General features: G+C 71.7%; 17 protein-coding genes and 1 pseudogene. 12 read left to right on the top strand and 6 right to left on the bottom strand.

What is annotated here, in order from left to right; all coding sequences use genetic code 11:
* Positions 1-80: 80 nt before the first annotated feature.
* Positions 81-1,127, top strand: coding sequence for an alpha/beta fold hydrolase (locus FLW16_RS29210; protein ID WP_142563349.1), 1,047 nt, complete (start codon positions 81-83; stop codon positions 1,125-1,127).
* A 127-nt stretch (positions 1,128-1,254) separates the two neighbouring features.
* On the opposite strand, the gene FLW16_RS29205 is transcribed toward FLW16_RS29210, so the two are convergent.
* The 3 genes from FLW16_RS29205 to FLW16_RS29195 all read right to left on the bottom strand — a co-directional run bounded on the left by FLW16_RS29205 (position 1,255) and on the right by FLW16_RS29195 (position 3,639).
* Positions 1,255-2,124, bottom strand: coding sequence for an HAD family phosphatase (locus tag FLW16_RS29205; protein WP_142563348.1), 870 nt, complete (start codon positions 2,122-2,124; stop codon positions 1,255-1,257).
* A 55-nt stretch (positions 2,125-2,179) separates the two neighbouring features.
* On the bottom strand, positions 2,180-2,941 hold the full coding sequence (locus FLW16_RS29200; RefSeq protein WP_142563347.1) for a DUF5667 domain-containing protein: 762 nt from the start codon (positions 2,939-2,941) through the stop codon (positions 2,180-2,182).
* A gap of 158 nt (positions 2,942-3,099) precedes the next feature.
* Positions 3,100-3,639: a sigma-70 family RNA polymerase sigma factor gene (locus FLW16_RS29195; protein WP_260615685.1), complete on the bottom strand. Its 540-nt coding sequence runs from the start codon at positions 3,637-3,639 to the stop codon at positions 3,100-3,102.
* 289 nt (positions 3,640-3,928) lie between these two features.
* Between FLW16_RS29195 and FLW16_RS29190 the strand changes: the two genes are divergently transcribed.
* The gene (locus FLW16_RS29190; protein ID WP_142563345.1) at positions 3,929-5,566 is read left to right on the top strand and encodes a hypothetical protein; all 1,638 of its coding nucleotides are present in this window, start codon (positions 3,929-3,931) and stop codon (positions 5,564-5,566) included.
* Between the two features lie 345 nt (positions 5,567-5,911).
* Here the strand turns inward: FLW16_RS29190 and FLW16_RS29185 are convergent, their stop codons facing one another.
* A complete protein-coding gene (locus tag FLW16_RS29185) occupies positions 5,912-6,160 on the bottom strand; it encodes a glutaredoxin family protein (RefSeq protein ID WP_142563344.1) in 249 nt (82 codons plus the stop codon).
* A gap of 195 nt (positions 6,161-6,355) precedes the next feature.
* On the opposite strand from FLW16_RS29185, the gene FLW16_RS29180 reads away from it, so the two are divergent.
* The 7 genes from FLW16_RS29180 to hemL all read left to right on the top strand — a co-directional run bounded on the left by FLW16_RS29180 (position 6,356) and on the right by hemL (position 14,198).
* On the top strand, positions 6,356-7,054 hold the full coding sequence (locus FLW16_RS29180; RefSeq protein ID WP_079315542.1) for a redox-sensing transcriptional repressor Rex: 699 nt from the start codon (positions 6,356-6,358) through the stop codon (positions 7,052-7,054).
* Between the two features lie 25 nt (positions 7,055-7,079).
* Positions 7,080-8,378 carry a glutamyl-tRNA reductase gene (locus tag FLW16_RS29175; protein WP_142563343.1) on the top strand — a complete coding sequence of 433 codons (1,299 nt, stop codon included), beginning with the start codon at positions 7,080-7,082 and terminating at the stop codon, positions 8,376-8,378.
* Between the two features lie 35 nt (positions 8,379-8,413).
* On the top strand, positions 8,414-9,286 hold the full coding sequence (gene hemC, locus FLW16_RS29170) for a hydroxymethylbilane synthase (protein ID WP_396686830.1): 873 nt from the start codon (positions 8,414-8,416) through the stop codon (positions 9,284-9,286).
* Positions 9,283-10,872 carry a uroporphyrinogen-III synthase gene (locus FLW16_RS29165; protein ID WP_142563341.1) on the top strand — a complete coding sequence of 530 codons (1,590 nt, stop codon included), beginning with the start codon at positions 9,283-9,285 and terminating at the stop codon, positions 10,870-10,872. The genes hemC and FLW16_RS29165 overlap by 4 nt, the downstream gene beginning before the upstream one ends.
* Before the next feature lie 72 nt (positions 10,873-10,944).
* A complete protein-coding gene (gene hemB, locus FLW16_RS29160) occupies positions 10,945-11,931 on the top strand; it encodes a porphobilinogen synthase (RefSeq protein ID WP_142563340.1) in 987 nt (328 codons plus the stop codon).
* A 121-nt stretch (positions 11,932-12,052) separates the two neighbouring features.
* Positions 12,053-12,697: a bifunctional DNA primase/polymerase gene (locus tag FLW16_RS29155; RefSeq protein ID WP_142563339.1), complete on the top strand. Its 645-nt coding sequence runs from the start codon at positions 12,053-12,055 to the stop codon at positions 12,695-12,697.
* 205 nt (positions 12,698-12,902) lie between these two features.
* Positions 12,903-14,198 (top strand): glutamate-1-semialdehyde 2,1-aminomutase, encoded by a 1,296-nt coding sequence (gene hemL, locus FLW16_RS29150; RefSeq protein WP_260615683.1) that lies wholly within the window; start codon positions 12,903-12,905, stop codon positions 14,196-14,198.
* A gap of 1 nt (position 14,199) precedes the next feature.
* On the opposite strand, the gene FLW16_RS29145 is transcribed toward hemL, so the two are convergent.
* A complete protein-coding gene (locus tag FLW16_RS29145) occupies positions 14,200-14,796 on the bottom strand; it encodes a Uma2 family endonuclease (RefSeq protein ID WP_260615682.1) in 597 nt (198 codons plus the stop codon).
* A 180-nt stretch (positions 14,797-14,976) separates the two neighbouring features.
* On the opposite strand from FLW16_RS29145, the gene FLW16_RS29140 reads away from it, so the two are divergent.
* The gene (locus FLW16_RS29140) at positions 14,977-15,894 is read left to right on the top strand and encodes an oxygenase MpaB family protein (protein WP_260615681.1); all 918 of its coding nucleotides are present in this window, start codon (positions 14,977-14,979) and stop codon (positions 15,892-15,894) included.
* On the opposite strand, the gene FLW16_RS29135 is transcribed toward FLW16_RS29140, so the two are convergent.
* Positions 15,824-16,759: an EamA family transporter gene (locus FLW16_RS29135; RefSeq protein ID WP_142563335.1), complete on the bottom strand. Its 936-nt coding sequence runs from the start codon at positions 16,757-16,759 to the stop codon at positions 15,824-15,826. The genes FLW16_RS29140 and FLW16_RS29135 overlap by 71 nt on opposite strands.
* A 201-nt stretch (positions 16,760-16,960) precedes the next feature.
* Here FLW16_RS29135 and FLW16_RS29130 point away from each other — a divergent pair, with 201 nt between their 5' ends.
* Together FLW16_RS29130 and FLW16_RS29125 are read left to right on the top strand one after the other, a co-directional pair.
* Positions 16,961-17,890 carry a LysR family transcriptional regulator gene (locus FLW16_RS29130; RefSeq protein WP_142563334.1) on the top strand — a complete coding sequence of 310 codons (930 nt, stop codon included), beginning with the start codon at positions 16,961-16,963 and terminating at the stop codon, positions 17,888-17,890.
* Positions 17,891-17,902: 12 nt separating this feature from the next.
* Positions 17,903-18,505, top strand: a pseudogene (locus FLW16_RS29125) (histidine phosphatase family protein); the annotation flags it as partial.
* Positions 18,506-18,519 lie beyond the last annotated feature (14 nt).

Raw genomic sequence — 18,519 nt, 5'->3', positions numbered from 1 at the left:
GAGAATTATTGGGGGCTGGGTCTAACAAAGCGACCTACTGGTCGGTATGGTGTGCTCACTCTCACCCCCGGAGGAGCACCATGAGCAAGGGGCGGAACGCCGCCCTCGCCGGGCTCGCCCTCGGCCTGGCGATCGGCACCGCGCGACGCGTCCAGATCGGGCGAGCGAAGGCCGCAGCGGCTCAGAACGGTCCGTCCGGGCGCCGGGCGACGGTCACGACCGACGACGGGGTCCGTCTGGCCGTGGAGATCGACGACCACCCCGATCCCCGCTGCGCCGTCGTCTTCGCGCACGGCTGGCTGATGAACCGGCAGTGCTGGCAGCTCCAGCGCGAGGCCCTGGCAGGCCTGGGCGCGCTCGTCTTCTACGACCAGCGCGGGCACGGCGACTCCTCGGCAGGGGCGCTGGAGGCGTGCACGATCGACCGGCTGGGCGACGACCTGGCCGCCGTCATCGAGGCCGCCGTGCCGGAGGGGCTGCCCGTCGTCCTCGTCGGCCACTCGATGGGCGGCATGACGATCATGGCGCTCGCGGACCGGCACCCCGACCTGGTCGAGTCTCGGGTGGCCGGTGCGGCGCTGCTCAGCACCTCGTCCGGCGGGCTCGATGCCAGCACCTTCGGCCTCCCCGGGCCGCTCGGACGGCTGGCTCCCCGCGTCACGCCCTTGCTGTTCGAGAACATGCTGGCCCGCGCCGCGGTCATCGACGCGCGGCCGCGTGTGAAGGACTGGACGAACCTGCCGGTGACCCGGTACGTCGCCTTCGGCAAGGGGGCGAGCCGCCGGCACATCCGGCTGGTCAACGCGATGGCCGCGGCGACGCCCACGGAGGTCATGGTCGGGTTCTTCCGCGACTTCCGCGTGCACGACAAGTTCGCCGCGCTGAAGGCGCTCCAGCGGACGCGGACGCTGGTCATGGTGGGGGAGCGAGACCGGCTCACCCCGCTCGCCCACAGCCGCCGGATCGCCGAGGCGCTGCCCGAGGCCCGGTTCGTCCGGATCCCCGCCGCCGGGCACATGATCGGCTTCGAGCGCCCCGCGCTGGTGAACCGGGAGCTGGCCGGCCTGATCCAGCGGGCCGCACCGGGCTCCCCACCAGGCCCTGCGCCGGGACGGTCCGTGGCCTGACCGCCGTTCAGGTGCGTGCCGGGCGGAACCCCGGCCGCGCGGCCACGGGGGTGAGGTGCCCGGCCGCCTTAATTCCGCCGCGGAGCCCGCGCACCACTGAACCGGGTGGCCAGATCAGGCGATGACGTCAGAGAGCGGAGCGGTAGTGGCGGCGCAGGGCGATCCCGGCGGCGACGCCGCCCGCGATGGCTCCCGCGGTCGCGGCGATCGGCAGGCCGATCATCGTCGCCTTCCTGCCCGTGCGGAAGTCGCGGACCTCCCAGCCGTTCTCCCTGGCGTGCTCGCGCAGCTCGCTGTCGGGGTTGATGGCGTGCGGGCTCCCGACGAGGGAGAGCATCGGCAGGTCGTTGGCCGAGTCGCTGTAGGCCGAGCAGCGCGCCAGATCGAGGCCCTCGCGGCGCGCCAGCGCCCGGATGGCCTCGGCCTTGGCCGGGCCGTGCAGCAGGTCGCCGACGAGCCTTCCGGTGTAGGCGCCGTCGGCGGTCTCGGCGACCGTGCCGAGCGCGCCGGTGAGCCCGAGCCGCTGCGCGATGACCCGGGCCAGCTCCACCGGCGTGGCGGTGACCAGCCACACCCGCTGCCCGGCGTCCAGGTGCGCCTGGGCCAGCGCGCGGGTGCCCTGCCACACGCGGTCGGCCATCACGTCGTCGTAGATCTCCTCGCCCAGCCGGACGACCTCGTCCACCTTCAGCCCGGCGACGAAGGCGAGGGCCATCTCCTTGGCCTTGGCGATGTGCTCGGGGTTCTCGTTGCCCCGCACGCGAAACCACGCCTGGCCGAGGGCGAACTTCATGAGGTCACGGCTGGTGAACAGGCCGCGCGCCGCGAGTCCCCGGGCGAAGTGGTAGATCGAGGCGCCGCGCATCATGGTGTTGTCGACGTCGAAGAACGCCGCCGCCGTGAGGTCGGGGACGACCTCGGGGACGGACACCGCCGCGGCGGCCGCCACCTCGCCGGCGATCTCCGCCTCTTCCCGCCGTCGCAATAGCCGCCTCATGACTCATCAGCTTAACCGCCGGAGAGTGCACGGAACGGGAGCAGGACATGACGTGTCAACGTCCGGAACCGGTGAACGACTCGATATAACTCAGGTATTGGTTGGCCTTGTCGCGATTTTCCCGGTCGAGCTTCGGCAGCAGCGGCTCCACGAGATTGCGCTGCTCACGGGCGAACTCGCGCGCCTCGCCGTCGGCGCGCCCCTGCCGCGCCACCCGGCCCAGCGCGGCCCTGGTGGTCGTCTCCATGTCGTCGAGCGTCTGCCCGATGAGCCGGCGGCGCTCCGGGGTCGACGTGTCCAGCAGGGAGGCGGTCTCGGCCGCCCGCTGCCGCGCCGCGACCATCTGCCGCTGCGCCAGCTCCTCCTCGTCGTACGCGAGGTCGAGCACCGTCGACTCGGCCATCCTCTTCAGCGGGTACAGCACCTCTCCGGGCACGGCGTGGTAGGTGCGCACACCGGTGCCGAACATCCCCGCCAGCAGCACGCAGAACACCAGCAGGGGGCGCAGCCGTACGAGCAGGGACCGGCGGGGCCGGGGCCGCGGAGGTGTGGCGGGGGGCGCCGCGTGCCTTCCCGCCGTGTGCCTGCCCGCGGCGCGCTCGGCGGCATGGGCCCGCATCAGCTCGGCCCGCAGCCTCTCGCGGAACTCCGGTCGCGGGCCGCCGCCCAGCAGGGAGCGGAGGCCGGCCACGCGTGCGGCGATCCCGCGGATGCGGGCCGACGACCGGCCGCGCAGCGGGAAGCGGTGACCGGCGTCCTTGCGGGTGCGGGCCGACGATCGGCCGCCCGCGCGACGCGAGGGTCGCCACCAGCCCATCACCGCTCCCGCCATCCCCCGCTTGACGCCCAGCGGAGATCTGCTCGCGGGGGCCTCGGGAAGCGTTCGTCACCTCCCGGCCGGCCCGCGAAATCCGCCTGAAGATCCGACCTGCCACATGCCCAACGATGGGGTATGGGTAATGGTTACGGGGGGTCTCAGCCGAGATCGTCGGGGAGCGCCCGGGCGAGCGCCCTGATCGCCCGGAATTGGAGCGCCTTGATCGCCCCGGCCTTCTTGCCCATGATCACCGCCGTCTCCGCGAGCGACATCCCGTGCAGGAAGCGCAGGATCACGCATTCCTGCTGCTCCGCGCCGAGTTGCTTGATCGCCTGCATCACGCGCTCGTTGACCATGTTCGTGACGACCGCGTTCTCGGGGATGTGCGGGCCGTCCAGAGGCGTGTCGAGTATCTCGGCGGTGGTCACCTCGAGGCGGTTGCGGCCCGACTTGTAGTGGTCGGTGACGAGGTTGCGGGCGATCGTGACGAGCCAGGCGCCGAAGTCGCGGCCCTGCCAGGTGAACTCGGCGATGCCCCGCAGCGCCCGCAGGAACGTCTCGCTCGTCAGGTCCTCGGCCAGCGCGTGGCTGCCGACCCGGAAGTAGACGTACCGGTAGACCAGCTCCAGGTAGTGGTCGTAGAGCACGCCGAACGCCTCGCTGTCGCCGGTCTTGGCGCGCAGCACGAGGCTTCGCATCTCGTCGTGCTCGTGCTCCCGATCGGAGAGATCGGCGGAACGCGCGGGTTGCGCTGCTCCTGCTGCGACCGGAGGGGAAAGCCCGGTCAACGGCCACGTGTTCGGCATCCGTTATCCCATGGGGGAAGGGGAGTCGGCGTGCTCGAACACTCTAGAAATCAACGGGAGATAACACAATCCGTTCGGGTGGAGGAATCCACTTCAGGAGTGCAGACGCGGGTGGTGACATTCCCGGACAGGGTGACCGGCTACCGGTGGGAAGCCGATGTCCGGCAGCATGGGTGCCACCATGGAAGTCCTCGTCGCTCTCCTCGCGTTCGCCGGCGCACTGCTCGCCGGCATCACCACCGGCGTCCTCGTCGGGCGTCTCCGTGACGAGCCGGCCGGTTGGCTGATCGCCTGGAGCATCGCCACGGGCGCGCTTGCGCTGTCGCTCGGCGCCATAGCCGTCGGCCACCTCACCGGATTCGGGCCCGTGACGTTCCGGGTCTACCAGATCACCGGCTCGCTGCTGGCGCCGCTCTGGCTGGCGATCGGCGTCATCCAGCTCCTCGCGGAGAAGGGCGGCGCCCGTTTCGCCGGCTGGCTCCTCGGCGCCGCGCTGACGGTCGTGGGCACGGTGATCATGGTGCTCGACCCCGTCGTCACCGCCGGCTTCGGCAAGTCGCTGCCCGACGGGCCGACCCATTGGGATCTCTGGCCGGAGTGGCTGCTGCGGGGCGTCCACGGCCTGGTGGTCTTCATGCTCCTGCTGTGCCTCGCCATGGCGGTGATGGCCTGGCGGGACGGCGACGAGTACGACGTCGACAACATGAACGCGACCGTCGTGCTCGCCCCGGCGGGAATGGTGATCTCGGGTGTGCTCGAGTTCGGGCTCCCGGGCCTGGTCGTCGTCGCGGTGCTGGCCGCCTCCGCCGGAGGCGTCTGGTACGCCGTGGCCCGGCCGCTCGCGCCGTACGACGACGAGAGCGAGGACGACGAGGCCCCGGAGGAGGAGTGGCAGGGGCGCCGCGGCGGCCGCGCCGACAGCGCCCTGCGGGCCGAGACCCGCGTGCCCTCTGCGCCCTCCGGGCCGCCCGGGCCGCCGCGTGGAGCTCCGGGCGGCCGCCCCGCAGGACCGGGCGCGGTTCCCCCCGGGATGCCGGGAGCGGCCGGGGTTCCGGGAGCTGGGGGTCCGGGGGCGCCGCGCCGTTCCGGGCTCGGCGACCTGGTGGCCGAATACCGGGCGGGAGAGCAGGGCGAGGTCGACTACGCCGCCCGCATGCGGCCCTCGGACGGCCCCGCGCCCGGCGACGAGTTCGGCGGGCCCGCGACCGGCCAGCTTCTCGCCGCGGACCAGTACGGCCAGCCCCGCCGGCCCGAGTACGGCATGCCCGCGGCGTCTCCGGCCGAGCCCGACCGGGCGATGCCCGCCACGGGGGCCCTCTATCCGGGGGCGGAGGTCCCCGACCCGGCCGATCTCGCGGCGAGCTTCGGTGTGGGCTTCGGCGGCAGGTCCCGCCCGGCCGTGAGCCGCCAGGGCGGCGGGCAGGAGGACCGGCAGGCGCCGCAGCAGGCGGGCCGGCCCGCGGGTCAGGGCGGCTCGGTGAAACCGGCCCCCGGCATCTATGGCCTGCTGACCGTCTTCACGCTGCTCGACGGTTCGGGCGAGGCGTTCGACAAGCTGGCGGAGGAGACGGTCGAGGCCGTCCAGCGCAACGAGCCCGACACGCTGCTGTTCGTCTGTCACGCGGTCAAGTCGGCCCCGCTCCAGCGCATCGTCTACGAGCTCTACCGGGACGAGGTCGGCTACGGCGAGCACCAGCGGCAGCCGCACATGGAGCGGTTCGCGACCGAGCGGGTGAGGTACGTGCTGGCGGCCAACGTGATCGAGCTCAGCGTCAACGCCGCCAAGGTGGTCCCCCTGCCCACCCGCCAGATCCTCTAGACGCAGGCCCGCTCGATCATGACGGGGTCTCCACAGGGCGGTGGTGACCACCGCGTCGAGGTCGGCGTTGCGGACGCCGTCGATGCGGTAGAGGTTGGTCATCACCGTTGTCTGCCTGCCGTCGAGGGTCGCCCCGCCGCTGGTCCTGAAGCCGAGCATGTCGCCGCTGTGGCCCCAGAGCACCCCGCCGCAGGGCGGCGGCGTGCTCAGCAGCGCCAGATAGCCGGGCGGGCCGCTCGTGTGCTGGAGCAGGTGGCGTACGGTGATCTCGGGCGCCGCCGCGGGCAGGGGCAGAAGCGAGACCGCAGCCGGATCAGGGTGGCCGCATCGACTCCGGCCTCGGCTTCAGCGCTGCAGGGCCTCGCGGAGGCGGTTCTCGTTGACCCGCCAGTAGTCGTGCTGCACGCCGTCGATCAGGATGACGGGGATCATCTCCCAGTACTCGGCCTGGTCCTCCGGCGACGTGGTGATGTCGCGTTCCTCCCAGGGGACGCCCAGCTCCGCGGCAACGCGCTCGATCACGGCGCGGGCGTCGTCGCAGAGGTGGCAGCCGGGCTTGCCGAGCAGCGTGATCCGGTGGTCTCGAGGGGCCATGCTCTCGATTATCGCGATCCCTCCGGCCCGGAATGGAGACCGCCGCCCCCTCCTGGGACCCTTGGGTACGAGGGAAGCCGCGCACGATCGACTTTGTGCATAGCTTCACAAAGGCACTAACCTGGTACTCATCCGTCGCAACCGCTGTGCGGCCGGGGGCGCAACCGGCCGTCCGTCCCCCTGGAGCCCCGGCAAGTGATCCGCCGAATCCCGCAGGCCCGCGACCGCGGCATCCCCGACGCCACGGTGGCGAGGTTGCCGCTCTATCTGCGCGCACTCAACGGGATGGCCGAACGGGGCACGGCGACGGTGAGCTCGGAGGATCTCGCGCTCGCCGCCGGGGTGAACTCCGCGAAGCTCCGCAAGGACCTGTCCCACCTGGGGTCGTACGGCACCCGGGGCGTGGGCTACGACGTGCAGTACCTCATCTACCAGATCTCGCGTGAGCTTGGTCTCACTCAGGACTGGGCCGTGGCCATCGTCGGCGTGGGAAACCTCGGCCGGGCGCTGGCCAACTACGGCGGGTTCGCCTCCCGCGGGTTCCGGATCGCGGGCCTGCTGGACGCGGATCCGCACGTCGTGGGCGACCGCATCGCGGGTCTCGTCGTCGAGCACGCCGACGAGCTGGAGTCGGTGATCAAGAAGCGCGGAGTCTCGATCGTGGTGATCGCCACCCCCGCCACGGCGGCGCAGCAGGTCTGCGACCGTGTCATCGCGGCCGGTGTCACCAGTATTTTGAATTTCGCCCCCGTCGTCTTGGCTGTGCCTGACGGCGTGGATGTCCGTAAAGTCGATTTATCCATCGAACTGCAGATACTTGCGTTCCACGAGCAGCGCAAGGCTAATGGAGGGCCCATCATGGCCGAGGAGTGGCCGGACGGGGTGGTCATGTGAGTGAGCCATCGATCGGAGCGAGCTCATGAGTGTCCTCGTCGTCGGCCTGAGCCACCGGACCACACCGGTCGCGCTGCTCGAACGTGTCACGGTCAGCGGGGACGCCCTCGTCAAGCTGCTGCACGACGTGCAGTCCGACGAGAACGTGTCCGAGGCGCTGGTCGTCTCGACGTGCAACCGCGTCGAGGTCTACGCCGTGGTCGACCGGTTCCACGGCGGCGTCACCGCGGTGACGAACATGCTCGCCGCGCACTCGGGCCTGCCGCAGGAGATGCTCGCGCGGCACCTGTACGTGCACTACGAGGACCGGGCGGTCCAGCACCTGTTCACCGTCGCCTGCGGGCTCGACTCCATGGTGATCGGCGAGGGGCAGATCCTCGGCCAGATCCGGACGGCGCTGCGCCTGGCGCAGGAGGAGGGCACGGCCGGGACCACGCTCAACGAGCTGGCCCAGCACGCGCTGCGCGTGGGCAAGCGCGCGCACGCCGACACGGGCATCGACCGGGCCGGCGCGTCGCTGGTCGGGGTGGGGCTGACGCTCGCAGAGCGGGTGCTCGGCCCGATCACCGGCAGGCGGGCCCTGGTCGTGGGCGCCGGCTCGATGAGCTCGCTGTCCGCCGCGACGCTGTCCCGCGCCGGCGTGACCGACATCGTCATCGCCAACCGCACCCGTGAGCGGGCGGAGCGGCTCGCGGAGACGGTCGGCGGGCGGGCCGCGGACCTGGCCGACGTCCCCGCCGAGCTGGCGGAGGCCGACCTCGTCATCTCCTGCGTCGGCGCGGGAACCCGCACGATCACCGCGGAGACGATCGGGGACCGCGACAGGCCGCTGTTCGTCCTCGACATCGCGCTGCCCCACGACGTGGACCCCGGCGTACGGGACCTGCCCGGCGTGACGCTGGTCGACCTGGAGTCGATGCAGCAGGACGGCGTGGGCGACGACGTCTCCGACGGCGGCAGGGCCGAGGCGATCTGCGAGGTCAGGCGCATCGTGGCCGAGGAGGTCGCCGCCTACCTCGACGCCGCGCGCGCCGCGCTCGTCACCCCCACGGTCGTGGCCCTGCGCAGCAAGGCCGCCGGGGTGGTCGAGGCGGAGATGGGCCGGCTGCTATCCCGTCTGCCGGATATCGACGGGCGGATGCGCGACGAGATCACCCAGACTGTACGGCGGGTCGTGGACAAGCTGCTCCACGAGCCGACCGTACGGGTCAAGCGACTGGCCGCATCCCCGGGCGGCGACCAGTACGCGGAGGCGCTGCGCGAGCTGTTCGGCCTCGACCCGAAGACGCCCGAAGTCGTTGCGAGCCTGGAGGTGGAACAGTGACCGTCCCCCTGCGGCTCGGCACCCGCAAGAGCCTGATGGCGACCTCGCAGTCGCAGATCGTCGCCGACCGGCTGACCGCCCTGACCGGCCGGGAGGTGGAGCTCGTCGGCGTCACCACGTTCGGCGACGTGTCCCGGGCCCACCTGACCCAGCTCGGCGGCACCGGCGTGTTCGTCAACGACCTGCGCGGCCGGCTGCTCGCCGGCGAGGTCGACTTCGCGGTCCACTCGCTGAAGGACCTGCCGACCAAGCCGGACGAGCGGATCGCGATGGCCGCGATCACGCGGCGGGACGACCCGCGCGACGCGCTCGTCGGCCCGGTCAAGCTGCACGACCTGCCCGCCGGCGCCCGCATCGGCACCGGCTCACCGCGCCGGGTGGCCCAGCTGCGCCTGCTCCGGCCGGATCTCGACTACGTCCCCATCAGGGGAAACGCGGACACCCGCATCGGCAAGGTGACGTCGGGCGAGCTCGACGCCATCGTGCTGGCCGCCGCAGGGCTGGTCAGGATCCGCCGGGACGGGGAGATCGCCCAGGTGTTCGAGGTCGACGAGATGCTGCCCGCTCCCGGGCAGGGCGCCCTCGCCGTCGAGTGCCTGGCCGACCGTGACGATCTCATCGAGCTGCTGCGCGCCGTCGACGACCCGCCGACGCGGGCCGCCGTGGACGCCGAGCGCTCGGTGCTCGCCGCCCTCGAGGCCGGTTGCGCGGCCCCGGTAGGTGCTTTCGCCTCCGGTGACGGGCACATTCTCAATCTGACCGCCACCGTCGTCGCCGTCGACGGCGCACGGTCGGTGCGCAAGTCCGCCTCCGGACCCTCTACGACGGCCGTGGAGATGGGCCGCGAACTCGCGGCAGCCATGATCGCCGAGGGGGCCGACACGTTGATGGGGGAGCAGGCCCGTTGAGCCCCGCGAATCACAGCACGCAGACCCGGTCCGGGTTCGTCGCCTTCGTCGGCGCCGGCCCCGGTGACGAGAACCTGCTCACGTTGCGCGGCGCCGACCTGCTGGGCAGGGCGGACGTCGTCGTGCTCGACCGGCAGGCGTACGGCTCGCTGCTGCGCCACTGCCGCGAGGACGCCGAAGTCGTGGACATCTCCGCCGACGCGGCGGAGAACTCGGTGTCGCTGAAGACCATCCAGGCCGCCAAGGCGGGCCGCACGGTCGTGCGGCTGTGCTCGGGCGACCCGTCCTTCTTCTCGTCGGTCACCGACGAGGTGGCCGCCTGCGCCAAGGCGGACGTGGACTTCGAGATCGTGCCCGGCGTGCCGCCGGCCACGGCCGTGCTGACGTACGCCGGCATCCCGCCGGCGGCGTCGGTGCCGGAGTTCCGCATCGTGGACGCCGCGCAGGTGGACGACTGGGCCAAGCACGCCGCGTGCGAGGGCACGCTGGTGATCTACAACGGCGTCGCGGACGCGGTCCCGATCAGCAAGGCGCTGATCGCGGGCGGCAAGCCCGACTCGACGCCGGTGGCGGTGACCAGCGACGGCACGACCACCGAGCAGTACACGGTGGTGTCCACGCTCGGGCGGCTCGGTCCCGACCTCAAGCACGCCGGGATGACCGAGCCCGCGCTGGTCGTGGTGGGCGACGCCGTCGGCATGCGCGACCGCCTGTCGTGGTTCGAGACCAAGTCGCTGTTCGGCTGGCGGGTGCTCGTGCCGCGCACCAAGGAGCAGTCCAAGGGGCTGTCGGAGCAGCTGCGCTCGTACGGCGCGGTGCCCGAGGAGGTCCCGACGATCTCCGTCGAGCCGCCGCGCACGCCGCAGCAGATGGACCGCGCCATCAAGGGCCTGGTGACCGGCCGCTACGAGTGGGTCGCCTTCACCAGCGCCAACGCGGTCAAGGCGGTGCGCGAGAAGTTCGAGGAGTACGGCCTGGACGCCCGCGCGTTCGCCGGGCTCAAGGTCGCCGCCGTGGGCGAGGCCACCTCGCGTGCGCTGGTGGAGTTCGGCGTGAAGCCCGACCTCATGCCGACGGGCGAGCAGTCGTCCGAGGGCCTGCTGGCCGAGTGGCCGCCGTACGACTCGATGCTCGACCCGATCAACCGGGTGCTGCTGCCGCGGGCCGACATCGCGACCGAGACGCTGGTGGCGGGGCTGACCCAGCTCGGCTGGGAGTGCGACGACGTGACGGCCTACAGGACCGTGCGGGCCGCGCCGCCGCCCGCCCCGATCCGCGAGGCGATCAAGGGCGGCGGGTTCGACGCCGTGCTGTTCACCTCGTCCTCGACCGTGCGGAACCTCGTCGGCATCGCAGGAAAGCCGCACAACGTCACGGTGATCGCGGTCATCGGTCCGCAGACGGCGAAGACGGCCGAGGAGTTCGGCCTGCGGGTCGACGTGATGGCCGACAAGCCGTCCGCTTCGGCTCTCGCCGCAGCGCTGGCGGACTATGGTGCCAAGATGCGGCACGCCGCCGTCTCGGCGGGCGAGGTGCCCCGTCGTCCGTCCCAGATGCGCAGGGGCGCGCGGCGACGCGTGAAATGAACTGATTCGCATACGGCCCGCCGGGGACAGACATCCGGCGGGCCGGCGTTGATCCGGAGCGGGGAGACCATTGTGAACGCCCAATACCCGGTGGCGCGGCCCCGGCGGCTGCGCCGTACCGCCGCGATGCGCCGGATGGTCGCGGGGACGCGGCTGCACCCGGCCGAGCTCATCCTGCCGGTGTTCGTCAAGGAGGGCATCGCCGAGCCGCAGCCGGTGGGCTCCATGCCCGGGGTCGTCCAGCACACGCGCGAGTCGCTGCGCAAGGCGGCCCACGAGGCGGCCGAGGCCGGCGTGGGCGGGATCATCCTGTTCGGGATCCCCGCGCACAAGGACGCCCGGGGTTCGGGCGCCGACGACCCGGACGGCATCGTCCAGGTGGCGCTGCGCGACCTCGCCTCCGACCTGGGCGACGCGCTGGTGCTGATGACCGACACCTGCCTGGACGAGTACACCGACCACGGCCACTGCGGCCTGCTGACGGCCGACGGCGAGGTGGACAACGACGCGACGCTGGAGCGGTACGCGTCGGCGGCGGTCGCGCAGGCGGCGGCCGGATCCAGGATGATCGCGCCGAGCGGCATGATGGACGGCCAGGTGGGCGCCATCCGGGCGGCCCTCGACGCCAACGGCTTCGCCGAGATCCCGATCCTGGCGTACGCCGCCAAGTACGCCTCCGGGTTCTACGGGCCGTTCCGCGACGCCGCGGAGTGCGCGCCGCAGTTCGGCGACCGCAGCGCCTACCAGCAGGACCCGGCCGGTCCTATCGGCGAGGCGCTGCGCGAGGTGCGCCTCGACCTGGCCGAGGGCGCGGACGCCGTCATGGTCAAGCCCGCCCTGGCCTACCTCGACATCCTCCGGCAGGTGCGCGACACCGTCGAGGTTCCGGTCGCGGCCTACCAGGTCAGCGGCGAGTACGCGATGGTCGAGGCGGCGGCGGCCAACGGCTGGATCGACCGGGAGCGGGTGATCATGGAGTCGCTGATCGCGATCCGCCGCGCCGGTGCCGACATGATCCTCACTTACTGGGCCACCGAGGTCGCCCGCGGACTATCCTGACACCTCATCAGGGGGGTCCTGCCGCACCGCGATCGGGCAGAAGGCATTATCAGGTACGTACCGCGAGCATCTTGCGTATCGCAGGAGGGCAGCGGGTGTGACGCTTGTGGGGAGGAGCGCCATGGTGGGGGTACCGCTGGCCCGACGTGCGAAACGGCGTGCGCATCACGCGCCGCGCAAGATGACGTCGGTGCTCGAGTACGCGCAGTTGGGCTGGGCGAGCTGTATGGGCGCCCACCCGCTGAGCGAGGGAGGCAGGGCGTGCTCCTGTGACCGGGTCGGCTGTCCCGACCCCGGGATGCACCCGCTGTCGCCCGCGTGGCAGATGCAGGCCACGACGGACACGGCGCTGCTCACGCGGTGGTGGAAACAGGATCCGGACGCGAACGTGATCCTGCCCACCGGCAGGGTGTTCGACGTGTTCGACGTACCGGCCTCGGCGGGCCGCCCCGCCCTGGCCGCCATGGACGCCGCAGGCTTCGACACGGGCCCGGTCGCCGAGAACGGCGACCGGGTGCTTTTTTTCGTGGCGACGCGTGGGGCGCCCGAGGACGAGGACGAGTGGTGGTCCTGCAGCCTGGACGCGGGGCCCGAGACGATCGACAGCACGCCGGGGCTGCGCTGGCACTGCCGGGACAGCTACGTGCTCGCGCCGCCGTCCACCACGCCCACGGGCGGGGTCGTGAGCTGGATCAGGCCCCCCGACGGGCGTCCGCTGCCCGACCCGCTGCGCGTGCTCGACCTGCTCGCCGACTTCTGCGAGTAGGTCGCGTCCCGTGATCTTTCTCGCCTACTGCGGTCGCCCGGATGGCGCCTCGCCACGTTCTCGTCGTCGCCCATAGCTCCGCTATGGGCTCCTCCTCGGCCTTGCGATGCATCCATCTGGCCGATCCTCGCTACGGCAAAAGATCACGAGACGCTCCCCGTTCCCGGTAGGGGCCCCGCGTGGGTGGGCCCGTAATCTGGAGGGCGTGACTCGCACGCAGACCTCCGAGGACCTGTTCGACCGCGCCCGCCGGATCGTTCCTGGCGGCGTCAACTCGCCGGTGCGCGCCTTCGGCGCCGTGGGCGGCACGCCCCGCTTCATGGCCTCCGGTGAAGGGCCGTACATCACCGACGTGGACGGCAACCGCTACGTCGACCTGGTGTGCTCCTGGGGCCCGATGATCCTCGGCCACCGCCACCCCGCCGTCGTGGAGGCCCTGGAGGAGGCCGTCGCGCGCGGCTTCTCGTTCGGCACCGCGACCGAGGGCGAGGTCCTGCTCGCCGAGGAGATCGTCTCCCGGGTGGCCCCCGTCGAGAAGGTCCGCCTGGTCAGCTCCGGCACCGAGGCCACCATGTCCGCCGTACGGCTGGCCCGCGGCTTCACCGGGCGGGCGAAGGTCGTGAAGTTCGCCGGCTGCTACCACGGGCACGTGGACGCGCTGCTCGCCTCGGCCGGGTCCGGGGTCGTCACCTTCGGCCTGCCCGACACCCCCGGCGTCACCGGTGCCTCGGCGGCCGACACGATCGTCCTGCCGTACAACTCGGTCGAGGCGGTCGAGGAGGCGTTCCGCACGTTCGAGATCGCCTGCGTGATCACCGAGGCGTGCCCGGCGAACATGGGCGTCGTGCCGCCCGCCGACGGCTTCAACCGGCGCCTGCGCGAGCTGTGCACCGAGCACGGCGCGCTGCTGATCATCGACGAGGTGCTGACCGGGTTCCGCGTGTCCGCCTCCGGCTGGTACGGCATCGACCCCGTCGAGGCCGACCTCATGACGTTCGGCAAGGTCATGGGCGGCGGTCTGCCCGCCGCGGCGTTCGGTGGGCGGGCCGAGGTCATGGCAGCCCTCGCCCCCGAGGGGCCCGTCTACCAGGCCGGCACGCTGTCGGGCAACCCGCTCGCCTGCGCGGCCGGGCTGGCCACGCTGCGCGCCTGCGACGACGACGTCTACGACAGGATCGACGCGTCCGCGCTGGTCATCGGCAGGGCCGCCTCCGACGCGCTGGCCGCCGCCGGGGTCCCGCACCGCCTCCAGCGGGCCGGGAACCTGTTCTCGATCTTCTTCACCGACGCCCCGGTCACCGACTTCGACTCGGCCAGGACGCAGAACACCGACGCGTACCGCGCGTTCTTCCACAGCATGCTCGACCAGGGCGTCTATCTGCCGCCGTCGGCGTACGAGGCGTGGTTCCTGTCGGCCGCCCACGACGACGCGGCGCTCACCCAGGTCGCCGAGGCCCTGCCCCTGGCCGCCAAGGCCGCCGCCCAGGCCGCCGGGGTCTGACTCACTTCACCAGCTGGTCGAGATCCACCTCGAACGGGAAGGGCACCTGCACCGCCAGGTGCCCGTGGTGGATCCCGGTCGGCGTGTACGCGCCCGTGGCGGGGTCCCGTTCGTACACGTAGACGACGGGACGCCCGTCGCTCTCCTCCACCCGCCAGAAGTGCGGGATGCCCGCCTCGGCATACCGCAGCGGCTTGAGTTTGCGGTCGCGCTCCACCGACTCGGGGGAGACGATCTCGATCACGAGATGGACCTCCCGCGCTTCGTAGTAGGTACGGTTCATGTCCGCTGCGGCCTCGGCGTCGATGACCATCAGATCCGGGCACGGACGCGTCCGAGAGCCCAGCTTGACGTCCATCTGGTCGACGGCGGTCAGGTGCGCTGGGGACTGAGCGTTGAGACGTTCGTTCAAGCCGCGGATGAGGCTCTGGTGGAATCGCCGCTGGGGGGACATGAAGACAAGTGCTCCATCGATCAGCTCGACACGTTTGAAGAAGTCGGGCTCGCCGTTCGGGCCCTCCGAAGGCAGATGATCGAGGTCGTCCGCGCTCCACCCCCAGGGAGGCGGCGCCGGCCAGTACTCGAGTGCGCTGCTCACGTCGTGCACTTTAGTGTCATCCTCGTCACTCACGGTAGCCATTCCACTCAATCTCGTAGCCCACGCACATTGTCTCCTGATCCGCACGGCGAGGGGAGAGCCGGTGGGTGTGTGAGGCCGTGTCGAGCGGTGGGGGATTCGCCGGACGGGGCGAAGGTTCGGCTGATATCACTTTCTGTGGTGTCTGGTGAACCGAGCGGCGTCGACAACGACGTGCACATCTCCACCGCGCTGTCGTTCGCGGCCATGCCGGCGTGCTACGTCGTCCCGCACGTGGCCAGGCTGCTGTCGGCGACGCATTCGCTGGCCTACCCCTCGCGGCGGATGGCCGAGACCGGTCAGTTCACCGTCTATCTGATGCAGCCCGAGGCGTTCGAGGCCGGCGGCAGGTTCCTGCCCGCCGCACAGAAGGTGCGACTGCTGCACGCCTCCATCCGCCGTCACCTCAAGCGGGAGGACAGGTGGCCCGAGCCGGTTCCGATCTGCCAGGAGGACATGCTCGGCGGGCTGATGATGTTCAGCCTGCAGGTCCTGGACGCGCTGCACCGCATGGGCGTCCACATCACGACGGACGGGGCCGAGGCGTACTACTACGCCTGGCGGGTCGTGGGGGCGATCCTCGGCTGCGATCCTGCGGACATCCCCCCGGATCTGCCGGCGGCCCGGGAGTTCTCCGACCGGTACATGGTGCGCCACATGGGGCCGTCACCCGAAGGCGCGCACCTGATCCGGCAGTTGATCGAGATGTACGAGCAGGTCGTGCCGGGAAGGCTGCTGGACCCGGTGGTGCCCGCTCTCATCCGCTTCCTTGTCGGCGACACCGCGGCCGACTGGCTGGAGGTCCCCCGCTCCCGCTGGGACTCCGTCATCAAGGTCGCGCCCGCGCTGCTGCGCGCGTTGGAGAGCTTCGAGGACCGCGGGCCCTGGGCGGCGCAGCTGGCCGACCGGCTGGGGCATCTGGTGACGATGCTGGAGCTGTCGTCGCTGACCCGCGGGCGCGTCATGCACTACGCGGTCCCGCAGGAACTCAAGCCCCAGTACGGCATTGGCCCGGCGACGGCCCGATGGACGCCGCCACCTCCGGCCCGCCTGGGATGACCGTCGCGGGAGCCGTACGGGGGCGTGAGTTGGCGAGCAGGAGGCCGGCGAGGATGAGGGCGCCCGCGGCGATCGTGAGAGGGGAGATCGGCTCTCCGGTGAACAGCGCGGCGGAGGCGATGCCGAAGAACGGCACGAGCAGACTGTACGGCGCGACCACCGAGGCGTCGTAGCGCGCCAGCAGCCACCCCCACACGGCGAAGCCGCCGAGGGTGGACAGGAACGCGGTGTAGAGCACGGCCCCCACGCCCTCCGCCGTGAACGACGTCAGCGAGGACGATCCCTCGGTCACCAGGGAAAGCACCAGGAGGGGCGGCGCCGAGACCGCGCTGACCCAGACCATGAAGCGCAGGGAATCGGGCGGCGCGGCCTTGCGGGTGGCGACGTTGCCGAGCCCCCACCCGGCCGCCGCGCCGACGCACAGCAGGAACGCCCCGAAGGGGATCGCCCCCGACCTCGCGGCGACGCCGGCCGCGATCAGGCCGAGGCCGCCGAAGGCCACCGCCATCCCGGCGATCCGCCGAGGGCCGAGCCGTTCGCCCAGCAGCGCGGTCGCGAACAGCGTGGTGAACACGGCCTGCACCTGGACGACCAAAGAGGTCAGCCCGGCGGGCATCCCGGCGCGCATTCCCAGTAGGAGCAGGCCGTACTGGGCGACGCCCAGCGACGCGCCGGTGGCCAGCACCCACCGCCAGGGCACGCGCGGCCCTCCGATCACCAGTACGGCGGGGAAGGCGGCCAGCAGGAACCGGAGTGCGGCGTACGTCAGCGGCGGGTAGTGCTTCAGGCCCGTCTGCATCACGACGAAGGTGAAGCCCCAGACGGCGGCGAGCGCGACGGCGAGGGCCAGGTGGCGGGGGCGCATGGATCAGCGGGAGATCAGTGCGAGGGACGGCGCTCGCGGGTCTGCCTGGCCTGCCTCGCCAGGGTCTCCAGATAGGAGGTCTGCTCGGAACGGGAGGGCTTCGTGAAGAGCTTGTTGAAGATTCGCATGGCTATATCGTCGCATTGCTAAACAGTTGAGCGCAAACAAGTTTTTCTAAGGAGGACGGTTTAGACTGTCTACATGTTGGACCTGAACCGGTTGAAGGCCTTGCACGCCGTATCGGTCTACGGCTCCGTGGGCGCGGCGGCCGAGGCGCTGATGGTCACCCCTTCGGCGATCTCCCAGCAGCTCGCGAAGCTCGAACGGGAGACCGGCGCCGTCCTGATCGAGCGCAACGGGCGTGGCGTCAAGCTGACCGACGCCGCCGGGCTGCTCGCCGAGCACGCCGAGCGCATCCTCGCGCTCGTGGAGACGGCGGAGGCCGACTTCGAGGCGTTGCGCGGGGCGGTGGTCGGCAAGCTGACCATGGCCGCCTTCCCCACCGCGGCCCGGGGCATCGTGCCGCGCGCCCTGACCACGCTCAAGAGGCAGCATCCCGATCTCGACCTGCTCGTCTACGAGAGGGAGCCGGAGCGGCAGATCCGCGAGCTGGCACGCGGCGACGTCGACCTCGCCGTCCTGCAGGACTGGCTCAACCGGCCGATGGCGCTGCCCGAGGGCCTGTCGCGCACGGCGCTGCTCGACGACGTGGCCGACGTCGTCGTGCCGGCCGACCACCCCCTGGTGAACGCCGACAGGGTGCGGCTGAGCGACCTCGCCGGCGACAACTGGATCAGCTCGACCCCCGGCACGGTGTGTCACGACTTCCTGGTGTTCCTGCTGCGTTCCGAGGAGCGCGAGCCGCGGATCGTCTGCATGGCCGACGAGTACCCCACCCAGCTCGCGCTGGTCGCCGAGGGCCACGGCTGCGCGCTCATCCCCCGGCTGGGCCGGGGACCGCTGCCCGAGGGCGTCGCCGTCCTGGCCGTCCAGCCGCCGCCGGTGCGGCGCATCTACGCGGTCTGGCGGACCGACGCCGCCCGGCGCCCCGCGATCCGCGCCGCCGCCGACGCGCTGCGCTCTGCTGCCGACGCGCTGCGCACCGCGTGCTCAGAGCTGCCTGGCGGGTAGGCTGTCCAGGTCATGACAGAGATGACCATCGTTCACCTGCTCCGGCACGGTGAGGTTCACAATCCCCGTGGGGTCCTCTACGGCAGGCTGCCGGGCTACCACCTGTCCGAGACCGGCCGCCGCATGGCCGAGGTGGTCGCCAAGGCCGTCGAGGGCAGGGACATCGTCGCGCTGTGGAGCTCGCCCATGGAGCGCGCCCAGGAGACCGCGGCGCCGGCCGCCCAGGTCCTCGGCCTGGACGTGGCGACCGACGAACGGCTGACCGAGGCGGGCAACGTCTTCGAGGGCCTGCGGATGACCGGGAGCGACAACGTCTTCCGCGACCCCCGCTCCTACCGCCACTTCAGGAACCCGTTCCGTCCCTCCTGGGGCGAGCCGTACACCGCGGTCGTGGCGCGCATGAAGGCGGTCGTGGACGACGCGCGGGCGGCGGCGCGCGGCCACGAGGCGCTGCTCGTCAGCCACCAGCTGCCCATCTGGATCATCCGGCTGGCTGCCGAGGGCAGGCGGCTGTGGCACGACCCGCGCCGCCGCCAGTGCGCGCTCGCCAGCCTCACCAGCCTGACCTTCGAGGGCGATCGGCTCATCAGCGTCGGCTACAGCGAGCCCGCGGGGGCGCTGCTCAGGGC

This window comes from Microbispora sp. KK1-11 (genome assembly GCF_006874435.1).
Classification (GTDB): Bacteria; Actinomycetota; Actinomycetes; order Streptosporangiales; family Streptosporangiaceae; genus Microbispora; species Microbispora catharanthi.
This window is presented reverse-complemented; position numbering and strand designations above follow the sequence as displayed.

What these genes read in the sequence shown, in the direction of transcription:
- FLW16_RS29190 (WP_142563345.1), top strand. Translation starts at nt 3,929, where the DNA reads ATGGAAGTCCTCGTCGCTCTCCTCGCGTTCGCCGGCGCACTGCTCGCC.
- FLW16_RS29205 (WP_142563348.1), bottom strand. Translation starts at nt 2,124, where the DNA reads ATGAGGCGGCTATTGCGACGGCGGGAAGAGGCGGAGATCGCCGGCGAG.
- FLW16_RS29185 (WP_142563344.1), bottom strand. Translation starts at nt 6,160, where the DNA reads ATGGCCCCTCGAGACCACCGGATCACGCTGCTCGGCAAGCCCGGCTGC.
- FLW16_RS29195 (WP_260615685.1), bottom strand. Translation starts at nt 3,639, where the DNA reads ATGCGAAGCCTCGTGCTGCGCGCCAAGACCGGCGACAGCGAGGCGTTC.
- FLW16_RS29130 (WP_142563334.1), top strand. Translation starts at nt 16,961, where the DNA reads ATGTTGGACCTGAACCGGTTGAAGGCCTTGCACGCCGTATCGGTCTAC.
- FLW16_RS29155 (WP_142563339.1), top strand. Translation starts at nt 12,053, where the DNA reads ATGGTGGGGGTACCGCTGGCCCGACGTGCGAAACGGCGTGCGCATCAC.
- FLW16_RS29175 (WP_142563343.1), top strand. Translation starts at nt 7,080, where the DNA reads ATGAGTGTCCTCGTCGTCGGCCTGAGCCACCGGACCACACCGGTCGCG.
- hemC (WP_396686830.1), top strand. Translation starts at nt 8,414, where the DNA reads ATGGCGACCTCGCAGTCGCAGATCGTCGCCGACCGGCTGACCGCCCTG.
- FLW16_RS29200 (WP_142563347.1), bottom strand. Translation starts at nt 2,941, where the DNA reads ATGGGCTGGTGGCGACCCTCGCGTCGCGCGGGCGGCCGATCGTCGGCC.
- FLW16_RS29210 (WP_142563349.1), top strand. Translation starts at nt 81, where the DNA reads ATGAGCAAGGGGCGGAACGCCGCCCTCGCCGGGCTCGCCCTCGGCCTG.
- FLW16_RS29135 (WP_142563335.1), bottom strand. Translation starts at nt 16,759, where the DNA reads ATGCGCCCCCGCCACCTGGCCCTCGCCGTCGCGCTCGCCGCCGTCTGG.